Genomic DNA, 13292 nt, shown 5'->3' on the forward strand with positions numbered 1-13292 from the left:
TTTTTCTTTGGGCAACTGGCTCAGTTCTTCCGCCTTGGGGAACGAGTGCTCTTGGCTCATCATCATGGCTTCAGCTTAACCCTTTTTTGACTCCTGTCAACCCTTATCCCTGAATCCTTACGACATGAGGACTATTGTCTAAATCTACATCGTTTAAGTAGAAAAAGAACTTAATAAAATAATAGTCTTCTAAATCATAATGAAAACGAAAAAATCCTCTCTGGGGCTCTGGTATTAGCTTTTCAGGAGTCACGAAATTCCACCGAATCTGGCTACCTATTAGGATAGGTTTTGTCCCTAAATAACTTGCAGCAATTTTCAAAAGCTTAGGATCGTTTTCTATCTTTTGAACGGCTGGACAGAGGTCACCTGGACTGTAATGATGACCACTCACAAATACTTGTCCAGCCTTTAGTTCTTCTTGTTCCTTGTTAATTAATGAGAAAGTATATTTTAGATTGCCATTAGCAATATAGCGTGCAGATTTAGTAAATTCCAATATTTCTTCTAACAAATCTTTAGGTAAATGAATTCCAGAGTATAGCCCTTTATTTTTCAGTTGTAGAATAACTTCAGCAACATTTAAGTTCTCAAAAACAGATTGTTCCTCTAGCAAAAGCAGTTGATTAGGTTGATTAGAATTTTGCTGGATTAATCCGACAAATGAACGAATGAAATGAATCCTTCCCAGGCAGAACATAATAAACCATTTCGGCTTGCTCAATGAACCTATCAAGGGGAGGAGTCTCCGCTTTGCCTTATGAAATAATAATAATAATTCAGTCATTATTTAAGTTTTACTCCTTATTAAGCAGGTGCGCAGAATTAATTACCTATTTTGATGAGCCAAGCCTCTTGTGATACAAGGGTTGTGATTTAACTCTATGTGTAAATAATTTTGCAGTGGATCTCGTTGTGGGTTATCCCGGACTAAAGAGCGATATTAAATTATTCCAAGAGTATAAGAATGTTTTCTCAAAAGAACAAACATTCAGTGGAGATTCTGAGGTTTCTGGTAGGAGCTCATAATCTCTGGCTAATCGTCTACATCCCATTAACCAACCAAAAGTACGCTCCACGACCCATCGCTTGGGAAGAACAACAAAACCTTTGTGTTGCTCGTGACGTCGTACCACCTCCACAATCCAACAACACCGATCCATTACCCATCTCATGAAAGGGGAACCATCAAATCCACTATCACCCCAAATCGTATGTAACCGCCACACTTGCTGTCAAGCGAGCTTTTACTCGTTGCAAGAGTTGTTTCCCTCCCGCTCACTCAGGTTCCTGAGCTGCTGTGACAAAAGCAACCAACACCAAACCTAAGGTGTCTACTGCCAAAAACCGTTTTCGTCCTTTAATTTGTTTTCCGGCATCATAGCCAACCTGGTGATGAACCATTGCTGCGGTTTTCACACTTTACCTCTAAGCGACGCTCATTGATCTGATCGGCAGACCAAGTTGCTTCAGTTCTAAAATGGTGTAATTTGCGATATGTGACTTCTACCGCATCTCTCGCCATTTGAGATACATTTTTCCGCTCACTTTCTCCCAATAATCCCCTAAATAATGTCTAAACTCCCTTTTTTGTGCTTTTGTTCTCAGTAAATCATCAAACTTTTTACACCATCTATCAAAACAAAGAGGCATGGCTGCGGGAGTAGTTTCTTTCATGAATAGCGATCGCCGATGATAAGAACGTGAAACTTAACTATCAAAAGCAGTATATCTTATTTTGCTTTTACCAATTGTTTAAGTCCCGTTAGGTCAACCAAATGGACGCCTTTGAGGGAATAGAGCTTGCGTTTGGCTTCGCGATGTGGCGAAGCCAACGCCCTTCAGGCATCGCGCCGCTCGTTAGTACTCCCTGGTGACAACACTTCAATAACTAATTCAGGAGCACCGGTTAAATGTCCTTCTTCGTCAACCAGGGTGGCTAAACGTTCTTTGCTAATCCAGATAACATCGGGAAACGAATTGAGTCGAGCTTTATCAGTTTGTAACTCTAACCCTAACACTTCTAAAAAGATCGTCAGCCCGGTTTCCGTTTTTTGTTGAGGCGAGATTGGGAAGTAATTTCCTTCTACTAAGCGTAATCCTTGTAGAGAGGGGGTTAAATAATCCGAGCTTGGATCGTACTGAAAATATTCTGTTACGCCCAAATAAGCATAGAGACCTTTTTTAATTCCTTGGTCTTCGCTAATAGTTGTTTTGGAAGTGATCTCAAGGATAAAGTCAGGAACCTTACAATTTTCTTCCCACAGTTTATAAGAAACCTGCTTTTTATTTTCTACACCGAAAATTAAAAAGATATCAAGAGAAATGACGGATTTTGGGTTTCTCTGTTCATAATAGACCTCTTGCATAAACACGGGATTACGTGATTTCAAAGATTACTATAAAATCTCCAAATTTCATCTTCTCAAAGTCATTAAGGGATTCATGAAAGTGATTCGTGCAAGAGGTGTAATAAATCAACAAATTGCCAGAAACATAAACGTCTTGACGATCTTGAAAATAAATGCTTAATGCTTCAACCCCATAAATTAAGTATTTTCGTGCGAGATCGCTTTCTGCCAGCGGTCGATTGTCACGCTTAGGATACTCAATCTCAGAAAAGATTGCCGGCAAGGAATTTGACATTGTTCCCTCCCTAAACCAGTTGTTACTCCTATCTTAACTGTTACAGGATCGCGTTTAGATTTTTCGCAATTGTTTTAATGGCAAGATAAGTGAGCCCAAGTTAAGGGCTTAATTCGCGATCGCGACAAAGACAAGCTGATTTTGCCTAGGGGAAATTTCGCTCAAATTTAAAGAACGCGCTTCCTTAAATTTCTAATTTCTTATCAGTTTCCTTGTTTACATTTAAATATTTATTACTACATGTTAACGACTAATCATGAATAAAAGTAAACTTGAAAAAGTTTTGTGGTTGTACGGAAGATAATTTTATTTTTGTTATTTATCTTTAATTTTATGTGATTTATATTTTACTTTTTAATTGCAATTGATATGTTATTTGAAATGACAGAAAACTTAAACCTGATACAGCCTGAGTCAAGTAGTAGTATTATGTTTGTTGATTCCGGAATCGCTACCTCTGAAGATCTGGTGGCAGCGGTACCACAGCAGATGGAGGTGATTGTCCTCGATTCTCAGCAAGATGGCATCACTCAGATCAGTGAAGTATTGGCACAAAAAAGCGACTTAGAAAGTGTTCATATTGTGTCTCACGGAGAGCCGGGAAGTTTACAGTTAGGAACGACGGAACTGAATCGTGAGACCTTAGAGGAAGATAAGGCATTAGAGTGGTCCGGCGCACTCACCGATACCGGTGATATCCTGCTTTATGGCTGTAATGTTGCTGCCGGGGATGAGGGTCAAGCCTTTCTGCAGGCGTTGAGCGAGGCAACAGGTGCTGATATAGCAGCTTCCACCGATTTAACGGGTAGTGCTGCTTGGGGAGGCGATTGGGATTTAGAGAGATCTATAGGAGAAATTGAGGCGGATGTGGCATTTCCGTCGGGGATTGAGAACTTTGATGCTGTCTTTGCTGAGGGGCATGATAATCACCACGAAGACGGAAGCATGAAGCATGGCGAACATGCTGCGCTATTGGACTTGGTTCCCCATGCTGATGCCACCCATGTTGCAGTCAATGACGGTTCCTGGTTCGAGGCAAGTACGTGGGAAAATAGGAAAGTCCCCACTTCTGGTGCCAAGGTCTTGGTTCAAGATGGCGTGCAAGTTGAATATGATGGGGTGAGCGAGGCACGTTTGGAAACGTTGCGTGTGGATGGCACGCTTGAGTTTGCCCATAATCAAAATACTAAGATGCTGATCGACACGTTTGTAGTTGATTCAGATGGGGTTTTACAAATTGGAACCGAAGCCAACCCTGTCCAAACGAATAAAACTGTGGAGATTATTTTCACCAGTGACAGCGCGATCGATAGCAATTGGGATCCAACGCTAGTCAGTCGCGGGCTAATTAGTCATGGTCAAGCCCGAATTTACGGGGCGGATAAACTGGACTTTGCTTCCTTAGCTGAAGATGTTCAGACCGGAGATAATGAGTTAGTGCTTGAACAAGCTCCAACGGGATGGCAAGTTGGGGATCAGCTTGTCCTCACAGGAACTGATATTAATTATGGAGGCTCCCATGAGGATAACAGTCGTCTCCAAGATGAGGAATTGACTATCACTGAGATTGATGGCAATCGCATCCGCTTTACCAATAATGATATTGATTCTGGAGACAATACCCGATTGCGTTTTGATCACGAGCGCCCCGATAAGTTTGAAGACCAGCTGAACATTTATGTGGCCAATATTACTCGCAATGTCTCCTTTGAAACCGAAAATGCGGAAGACGTGCCCATTGATCGTCGCGGTCATGTCATGTTCATGCATAATTCTGATGTAGTGGTGAAAAATGCTGAATTTAATTATTTAGGGCGAACTGACAAGAGCAAGCTGATTGACGATCCCGGAACCAACGTTGACGGCTCTGAAGGAAAGGGCACGAACCCGCGCGGCCGCTATCCCCTCCACTTCCACCGTAACGGCATCTTGGGCGATGCCCTTGCCGTTGCCGAAGGTAATGCGATTGTGAATGCTCCTGGCTGGGGCATTACGCATCATGACAGCCATGCTGTGCTGAGAAACAATGTCGTTTTTGAAATCCAGGGAGCCGGCATTGCTTCCGAAGCCAGTAATGAAACTGGCGCTTGGATTAATAACTTAACGATTAAGACAATGGACGCCGCCGATCCAAGAGGAGACGATAGAAGGGCTCGTGCAGGCCGTTTTGACTGGGGTTTTGACGGTGACGGTTACTGGCTTCAGGGAGCAGGTCAGATCGTTATGCAAGATAACATAGCTGCTAGTGCAGAGGATTCGGGTTTTGCTTGGTTTGGTGGAACCCATTCAGATAAAGAATTTGCAGCAGTAAGAGATGCCAAGACCATCCCAGTTTCTATTCTGCTTCCAGAGATGCAGTCAATTGCAAAGGGAAGTGCCGATGAGAGCGTGGTAGATACCTCAGTTGTTCCCTTGCGCGAGATGACCGGTTTTGAAAGTTATAATTCGCGCAAGGGGATTTTCTTATGGGATGCTCTTCTGAATCATGACGGTCTTACCTACTTCGAAAAGAATGGAAGTGAATACGCCCATAATATACAGGCTGTTATTGAGAATTTCCAAGTTTGGAATGTTAAACAAGGGATCGGTGCTTTATACGCAGGGCAGACCACTTTTGAAAATGGATTGCTCTTGGGCAAAGGCGGAGGCCGTGGATTTAGTCACAATAGTACTGAAGAATTCACATTCGACAACATTCACATGGAAGGTTTTGGATACGCCTTAAAGGTTCCTTCTGATAAGTGGGATATTACTTCTTCCCAACTTCTCAACAGTACTATTGTCAACAATAGTGTTAATCTCCGCCTTACTGGAAGCGATTTTTTTGAAATTGAGAATACGACGTTTGCCTCCAGTCAGGATAATATTGCTCCCGATGCCGATTTCACAAGCGAAGGTGTTGGTGGCTATGGTGTGATGCTGGATGGCAGCCTGTCTTTAGACTCAGATACAAACGCTAACAATGGTAACGGTATCGCTGCCTATGCTTGGGACTTAGACAATGATGGACAGATTGATGATTTTGGGCGCCAAATCCGTCATTATTTTAATACAGCAGGTTCTCATAAGATATCCCTGACTGTTTGGGATGAGCAAGGGGCAACCCATACCTTAACTCAAACCATCGAGGTGAATTACTCGGACTACCCAGAATTTTTCGTTGATGGCGATTTTAGTATTGAGGGCATTGACCGAACAAGAAAAGAAGAGCACGATAGTAGCCGTGCCAATCAAGGCTGGATTTCTTCTCATTGGTATATTGATTCCGAAATTGGCGATGGCGGAGCAGCAGTTTATAAGGGAATTAACAAAGGAATTGGTCAGATTATCAAAGATGATTGGATGCGCCGTGGCAATCACACCCTAAGTTTTGACGTTAAAAATGCAGATGTTGACGGTGAAATCGTTGCGAGTGTTTGGGGCATTGATGGAGAATTTTCAAGTGATGAGCACAAACTTGGAAAGACTTGGACGATGGAAGGTCCCCTACCTGCTGGGGCTTTACCCATGGAACGTACTAAGCTGATGGAGGTCTCACTTGGGGGCTCAACCTATGACTGGAAAAACGTTAATGCTGAGATTGATTTGGGGGGAGGCTACCAATTTGTTGTGTTTCAAATAGCAACTTCAGGCGTAGGTAACTCGAAGCTAGCGATTGACAATGTTAAGTTAATCTCCGAAAGTGCTCCTGTCAACGCAGCCCCCATTGCCAATGATGACCAAGTCAGCACTCTAGAACTGACTCCAACTTAGAGACGATCGCGCAAGTCGGCACCATTAGCAACTTCAATCATGTGCCCCAAACCATTACTCTTGAGCACAATTTTGACAACCCGGTTGTCTTGATGAACCTGCCCTCTTATGATGGTAGCCATCCAGGAGCGGTGCGGATTACCGATGTTCAAAGCAACGAATTTACCGCCTTTTTCCAAGAACCGGCTTACAAAGATGGATGGCACACCACCGAAAGTGTTAGCTACATGGTCTTAGAGGCGGGCAGTTGGGAACTGGCAGACGGCACCCTCTTAGAAGTCGGCACCGTCGAGACTAATGCAATGGCTGGGCAAGACTGGGCTTCGGTAGGCTTCAGCCAAAGCTTTGCCGATGCCCCGGTAGTTCTCTCCCAAGTGCAAACGGATAACGAAGAAGATTTAGTCGTCACCCGCCAGAACGGTGCCACGGCTGACGGCTTCCAAGTGGCGATGCAGGAGGAAGAAGCGCTGATGAATACCGGACACACCCAAGAAACAATCGGCTGGCTGGCAATGTCTTCTGGTTCGGGCAGTTGGGACGGATTTTCCTATGCAGCTGGATCCACTCCCGACCAGGTGACTGATGAGTGGTACGGTCTAGAATTTGGCGCCGGTTTCAGCCAAGCGCCGAATCTGCTGGGGTCGATTGCCTCCTCTGACGGTGGGGATTATGCGGGATTGCGTTATCAAAATCTTGGTTCCAATTCAGTGCAACTAAAGGTGGAAGAGGAAGAGAGTGCAGATAGCGAAACCAATCACACCACGGAAGCGGTCAGTTTCTTAGCGCTTGAAGGAACAGGTAAGCTCAAGGCAATTGCTTCGGTCTAGACAGTGAGTTCAAGCAGAGCAGTGATGTTAGCTTAAAGTGATTGACAAAAAAAGTAACTGCCTAGGTACTTGAACCCTTGAAACGAAAGCTCTTTCTCTGTAACAACTCATCAAAAGGGAAAATCTGCTTGTCAATAACAATCGAAAATGGCAGATGTAGCAATCTTTATTGCAAACAGGGGGTTGAGCAAATAACGGCTGAAGTATTGGTAAATAAAGGGTTGTAGACACTTAGTGTATGACCTAGGCAGTTACAAAAAAAGAGCAATTTTCTTATGGTACCTAACTGTTGCGCGATCGCGCTTCTCGAAACCCAACGCGATCGCGACCCGTTAAGAGCATCTCCCCTGAAGGCCAGAGATTCAGTATAATTAGTTCATGTACGATAACGTCTGCAAATTCTTGGCAGAACACTTCAGCAACGACTTTGCCCAGTGGCTGTTGGGAGAACCCATTGCCTTCACCCAAGTGAGTCCAAAGGAGTTATCCCTTGAGCCGATTCGGGCGGATGCGCTGATTCTATTAGCATCGGAAGCGATGGTGTTGCACATCGAATTTCAAACCGAGCCCAATGCGGAGATTCCCTTTCGCATGGCAGACTATCGCTTGCGCGTTTATCGTCGCTATCCGAAAAAACGAATGTATCAGGTGGTGATTTACCTGAAAGGTCAGTTCCTCGGCGTTGGTCTATCAAGACATCTTTCGGATTCCGGGAACCAGGCATCAGTTCAAAGTGATCCGACTCTGGGAACAACCAGAGGAAGTATTTTGGCAATGCCAAGGGTTATTCCCGCTCGCAGTTTTGAGTGACACGGCAGATCGTCAATGCACCCTCAGGGAGGCAGCTCAAAGAATTGAGCGGATGGAAGAACCTCGGGAACAAAGTAATGTTACTGCATCAACCGCAATTTTAGCGGGATTGGTTTTAGACAAGAAAGTAATTGAACGAGTATTGAGGCAAGAAATCATGCGTGAATCTGTCATTTATCAAGATATTAGAGACGAAGCTAAAGCTGAAGGGAGAGAAGAAGGACAGAGAGAAGAAGGAGTGGCTTTCGTTCTCCGTCTGCTGAGGAAACGCTTCGGGCAAGTTTCTCTGGATGTAGAAAAGCGGATTCAAGGATTATCGGTTAGTCAGTTAGAAGATTTGGGAGAAGCATTGTTGGATTTTAACACTCAAGCCGATTTAGTGGATTGGCTCAATCGTCTCCCTTGAGGTTCGGCGCGATCGCGCACTAAATTTTGAAACCTGTGCTTGGGTCAATTGCCTCCTATGACGGTGGAGATTATGCAGGATTGCGTTATCAAAATCTTGGTTCTAATTCAGTGGAACTGAAGGTGGAAGAGGAAGAGAGTGCAGATAGCGAAACCAATCACACGACGGAAGCGGTCAGTTTCTTAAGCGCCCAGACAAAATGAATTCCACATCCACAAACTGGAAAGTCCAAGCTGTGTAGGAGTTTTAAGGTTTGGAAATCGGAAATTCATTCTGCATAACTGCTTAGCGCTTGAAGGAACAGGTAAGCTCAAGGCAATTGCTTCGGTCTAGACAGTGAGTTCAAGCAGAGCAGTGATGTTAACTTAAAGTGATTGACAAAAAAAGAGCAATTTTTAGATAATTTCCCTCTTTCTACAGGTTAGGGGGATTCACTATAATTTTCTTCCCAGAGTTTATAATTCCTCCCTAGACTAACTGTTACCTCAGTACAGGACAAAAAATGAAAAGAGGGGTTGCCAAGTGAGACAGCAAGGGGGTTTCATGGATAGTTAGACCACCTAACCAACAAACCCCATGAACCAGATTAACTTACTTCGTAACACTTTGAAACCGTTGTTGGGTTGGCACGGAGCAAGACTGAACTTCTTAGCTTTGTTTCTCATTTCCTTGCTGAGAGTGAAAACGATTAACTTAACGGAAGTGGCAACCGGATTCCGTAATACCGCCCAGCAAAGCTCCAATTATAAACGCTTGCAGAGATTCTTCAAGAACTATAAGTTGGATGATTCTCTGATGGCTAAAGCCATTGTTACCTTGATGGATTTACCGCAACCGTGGATTCTGAGTTTAGACCGCACGAACTGGTGAGGGGCTGTCCTCGGAATCGAATTCCGAGGCTTGTACGCCCCGTCATTTGGGCAAGTCCACTTCAATATTTTAATGCTGAGTATCGTTCATGAAGGTGTGGGTTATCCTTTGATGTGGGACTTTTTGGACAAGAAGGGAAACTCTAATACTGATGAACGGATGGAGTTGCTCAATCGCTTTGAGCGAGAATTTTCTGAGGTGGAAGTTGCTTATCTGTGTGGAGATCGAGAGTTTATTGGTAAGCCTTGGCTCACCTACCTTCTCCTTGAGCCAATAATTCCTTTCCGTCTTCGCATTCGGGAAACGGATTTGATTAACGATGGTCAAAAAACACTCCCAGCTAAGACGGTTTTCGCTCATCTCCAGCCTGGTCAAAAGGAAATCCTCAACTCTCGGCGCGCTTGTTTGGGGAAGATTGGTTTATGTGTCGGCGTTAAGGCTTGAAGATGGAGAACTATTGATTCTGATTTCCCCTGATTCTCCTAAATGTGCTATTTCCGACTATGCTAACCGTTGGGGCATTGAAACGCTGTTCGGCATGTTTAAGACTAGGGGCTTCTGTCTCGAATCCACTCATTTTACTGACCCGCAAAGGTTAAGTAAACTGTTGGCTTTAATGGCTTTGGCAATGTGCTGGGCGATGAAAGTTGGGCAGTGGCTACATACTCATACTCCTCTTAAGGTGCGCTTTCCGATGCGCGGGAAACCCGCGCTCGGGTCGCACCTCAAAGTTAAGAAACATGGAAGAAGAGAAAAAAGTATTTTTCGTTATGGTTTCGATCATCTCCGTTCGGTTGTTAATGATTTAGATATCAAACACCGTCAGTTTCTTGAGTGCTTACAATTTTTGTCCTGTACTTAGAACTGTTACTCCTATAATACCTAACTGTTGCGCGATCGCGCTGAGATTTGTAGCAGTAGTGAGAGTAAGCATCACCCCCGATCAGAATGTTAATTTTTTAGTAGTCCTGCATGGTAATGATCAGCTTTGCAAGCTAGTACTGTAGTGATGAATCAATTCAGAAATTGCTCCGAGATGATTTCGATTTTTCAGAAAAAAAAGAGTCTTTCTTACTAATCTTTCAATTATCTGTTTCTCTGTATTTAAATATTATTTAATTATTCTATAATGAGAATTATTCTTTTGAAGAAAAAAATTCCTAGAGTTTGATTTGCCGAGAAAACTTTTCAAATTCCTGATATACTTCTTCAGCTTGTTTCAGCAACTGAATATTTTCAGCTAACTGAAATTCTTTTCTTTTCTCTTCTTTAATAGCCTTACGGTGAGAGGAAATGACAGTCTTCTTGTTTCTCTCTATATTGACTCTAGCGATATCAACTCTATCAAAATTAGTGTCATATTTAGTATTTAAAGTTTGCACGACGCAATCTAGATGTTGAGTCGTCAAATCAAAGTCACTCACAATTAAATTAGGAGCATAGGGTAATAGTTTCCTGTAAAAACCGATATAGCTTCTGAGAGCATCATTTATAGAAATATGAGGCCAACGGCTCGTAAGAGAAAGAACCGTTTCCTTCGGCTGTCTTATCGTTAGTAAAACCGGAATTTTTTGTTCAATTGCCTGTATAATCAGAAATGGTGCATGTCTATGGTGCATGACCTTTACAGTTTGCGTCTGACTATTAATAAATGCACTCGCAGCAAAACTATTGGCAGATCCTTGAAAACCATCAATAACAAGTTGAGTATCAGGCAAGAGCAAACCCTCTTCAAGGTTATGCCCGGCAGCTTTACGTTTAATTTGTCCCCACCAAAGATAGGGTTGATAAAGAAATGATAACGCCGGTTCTCGAGCAACTAAAGAACGAAAACAGAAACTGAACCGCCGAGCTTGAGCTATCAGTGGATTAGAGGGGATTTGCTGAAAAGTTTTTAACATAGCTTTTAATAGATTTAATAATTTGTTGGAAAAAAAATTATTGATTAGATGATGGGGAACGCCACAATTCAAGATTCAGATCCATCAGTTTTTCTAATTTTTCAATCTCAGGGGTATAAGTATCTTGCAGTTGCAAGCGTGTTTCATGAGACATTGGCGGTAGAGAGCTTGCTTTAGCCTTGAGAACTTTTGGTAAGCCTATTACTTTAACGAAATTTACCAGCCAGTCCAAGTCGGCTTTTCTTAGGCGGCTTCCTGTTGAGCTGACAAGACGGTTAAGGCGTTTGAATTTTGGGATATATGTTTCATTGACTTTGTTTAATCCGGCTTCTTCAGGAAAGGCTTGGAAATCAAGATTGAGAAACTGCGAAATTTTCTTTTTGGTTGAGGTTACATCAGTGACAGAATGCTCAAAAATTAAGCAACAAATTTGCTGTTTTTCAAAATACTGAAGATAACGTTCTAAATGGGTGGCATAAAATCCCATGCTTACTGATACAGGAAGGTCGGTAATGAATTTGTCAAAAGATTTGCTATAACCGCCCAATCTGATCATATGACCATAGTGGGAATAGACTCTATCGACCGGATTGCGCAAGATAATGATTAGCTTTTTGATAGAGGGAACAGATGCCATCTTTGCTTCCGCTCCAGGATACGTCAAATAGCCGGGACTAATTTCGCCAATCGCTTTATAAGCTGTCTTCTCTTTCTCGCCAGGGAAAAAAGATTCGTACCACTCTAACCCCTTACTGTAATGGAGATTGAAAAAATTCAATTCTTTACGCTTTAGAGGAACATAAACTTGTCGATGTTGTTGAAGCAAGCTGTATAGCCATGTCGAACCGCATCTCTCTCCTCCAATCCCTATAAATGATGGCAATGTCATAGCTTTTCCCTTTAAAGCCTTGTGAAATTCTAGATACTAAAATAAAAAAATTATTCGAGCAAGGTTTTCATTTTTTATCCTGTAAAGTTTAATTTTCAAATTCTATTTTTCAGAAGAATTCGCTAATTCCACTCTTCATTTTATTTGCTACTATTTCCTAGTGGTTTATAAGCAAGTAAAATCATATTTGGTTTTAGAAAAGGAGCTACCATATATATTGGTAAAGTTAAAGATTTAGCCCCTCCACCTCTGTAAAGTATTTTTATATCTTCAAAGCCACTCTTCTTTAGAAACAGAGATAATTCCTGAAAAGTGTATTCACGAATATGCCCAAAGAATCCTGTCTCTTGAATTGACTTAAACTCCGCATATATATCATTCGTACACCTGACATATGAAGTGCCTTTAACAAGGAAATTGTAAATCCCGCGAAGAGAATATAGATTTGGAGTAGATGGTAGTCCTGCATAGTAATGATCAGCTTTGCAAGCTGGCATTGTAGTGATGAATAAAGTCCCAAATGGCTCCGAGATGATTCTCAAATTTTTTAGAAAAAGAAAGAGTTTTTCTCACTAATCTCCCTACCCTCTGTCTCAGCGTATTGTTAAATCTTTCTATATGATTGGTTTGACCAGTTTCTTTTCCAATCGCTTGATGTCTTTTCGCTGGTAAAATGCCTTGATAAGCTTCCCAAAAATCAGTATAACACGTCGCACATTGACGATAAACTGGTGGTAAGCTGTTGTGCATTTAAATTGGGATAACAGCGTTACCTTTATTTTTCAGCTTTCGCCCCCATTTTATGATTAAGCCTCCTTCATTTAGGAGTTGATTTAACACCGATTCTAACTCTTCTATTGATTTAAATAGGCGATGGGCTATATATTCCTTTGCTGAATGCCATACTAATTCAATCAAATTATAATCGGGGCTATATTCAGGCAAAAACTCTAAATAGAGGTTCGGCATTTCCGCTTCAATTTGATCTAAGTATTCCTGCTTTTTATGGAAACTTGCATTATCTAAAATGATGACAATTTTTGCTCCTTTTTCTTCAAATTCTTCCGCAGAGTTTCCCGCTTCTATCCATTCGTCTTTTAACTCTTGGTAAAAGACTTTCAAGACTTTATAAAAACTTTTTGAGTTTCCTTTCTCCACAAATTCGATAAATCTCTTCTTATCTGAATATC

The 13292-nt window shown here is 42.2% G+C and carries 10 protein-coding genes and 5 pseudogenes; 5 read left to right on the forward strand and 10 right to left on the reverse strand.

Going from position 1 to position 13292, the window contains the following annotated elements; translation table 11 throughout:
• Window positions 1-103 precede the first annotated feature (103 nt).
• The 5 genes and pseudogenes from GVY04_09185 to GVY04_09205 form a co-directional block, all read right to left on the reverse strand.
• The gene (locus GVY04_09185) at window positions 104-787 is read right to left on the reverse strand and encodes a hypothetical protein (GenBank protein ID NBD16304.1); all 684 of its coding nucleotides are present in this window, start codon (window positions 785-787) and stop codon (window positions 104-106) included.
• Between the two features lie 211 nt (window positions 788-998).
• Window positions 999-1422, reverse strand: a pseudogene (locus GVY04_09190) (transposase).
• A gap of 1 nt (window position 1423) precedes the next feature.
• Window positions 1424-1677, reverse strand: a pseudogene (locus GVY04_09195) (IS701 family transposase).
• Between the two features lie 164 nt (window positions 1678-1841).
• Window positions 1842-2393, reverse strand: a complete 552-nt coding sequence (locus GVY04_09200; GenBank protein ID NBD16305.1) for a hypothetical protein — start codon at window positions 2391-2393, stop codon at window positions 1842-1844.
• A complete protein-coding gene (locus GVY04_09205) occupies window positions 2380-2646 on the reverse strand; it encodes a hypothetical protein (GenBank protein ID NBD16306.1) in 267 nt (88 codons plus the stop codon). Before GVY04_09205 ends, GVY04_09200 begins: the two co-directional genes overlap by 14 nt.
• A gap of 369 nt (window positions 2647-3015) precedes the next feature.
• On the opposite strand from GVY04_09205, the gene GVY04_09210 reads away from it, so the two are divergent.
• From GVY04_09210 to GVY04_09230, 5 genes and pseudogenes are all read left to right on the forward strand, one after another.
• Complete coding sequence (locus GVY04_09210) at window positions 3016-6399, forward strand: DUF4347 domain-containing protein (GenBank protein ID NBD16307.1); 3384 nt, start codon at window positions 3016-3018, stop codon at window positions 6397-6399.
• Window positions 6400-6491: 92 nt separating this feature from the next.
• Entirely contained in the window at window positions 6492-7226 is a 735-nt protein-coding gene (locus tag GVY04_09215; protein NBD16308.1) for a hypothetical protein, read from the forward strand.
• A gap of 378 nt (window positions 7227-7604) precedes the next feature.
• Window positions 7605-8442 (forward strand): annotated as a pseudogene (locus GVY04_09220) (Rpn family recombination-promoting nuclease/putative transposase).
• A gap of 26 nt (window positions 8443-8468) precedes the next feature.
• On the forward strand, window positions 8469-8645 hold the full coding sequence (locus GVY04_09225; protein NBD16309.1) for a hypothetical protein: 177 nt from the start codon (window positions 8469-8471) through the stop codon (window positions 8643-8645).
• A 373-nt stretch (window positions 8646-9018) separates the two neighbouring features.
• Window positions 9019-10174, forward strand: a pseudogene (locus GVY04_09230) (IS4 family transposase).
• Between the two features lie 298 nt (window positions 10175-10472).
• Here the strand turns inward: GVY04_09230 and GVY04_09235 are convergent.
• From GVY04_09235 to GVY04_09255, 5 genes and pseudogenes are all read right to left on the reverse strand, one after another.
• The gene (locus GVY04_09235; GenBank protein NBD16310.1) at window positions 10473-11213 is read right to left on the reverse strand and encodes a hypothetical protein; all 741 of its coding nucleotides are present in this window, start codon (window positions 11211-11213) and stop codon (window positions 10473-10475) included.
• 37 nt (window positions 11214-11250) lie between these two features.
• Window positions 11251-12102, reverse strand: coding sequence for a hypothetical protein (locus GVY04_09240; protein NBD16311.1), 852 nt, complete (start codon window positions 12100-12102; stop codon window positions 11251-11253).
• A 140-nt stretch (window positions 12103-12242) separates the two neighbouring features.
• A complete protein-coding gene (locus GVY04_09245; protein NBD16312.1) occupies window positions 12243-12599 on the reverse strand; it encodes a hypothetical protein in 357 nt (118 codons plus the stop codon).
• Window positions 12580-12843 (reverse strand): annotated as a pseudogene (locus GVY04_09250) (IS1 family transposase). Before GVY04_09250 ends, GVY04_09245 begins: the two are co-directional and overlap by 20 nt.
• Before the next feature lie 9 nt (window positions 12844-12852).
• Window positions 12853-13292, reverse strand: a 440-nt coding sequence (locus tag GVY04_09255) for an IS630 family transposase (protein NBD16313.1), incomplete at its 5' end; no start/stop codon positions are given.

The organism is Cyanobacteria bacterium GSL.Bin1 (genome assembly GCA_009909085.1).
Classification (GTDB): domain Bacteria; phylum Cyanobacteriota; class Cyanobacteriia; order Cyanobacteriales; family Rubidibacteraceae; genus Halothece.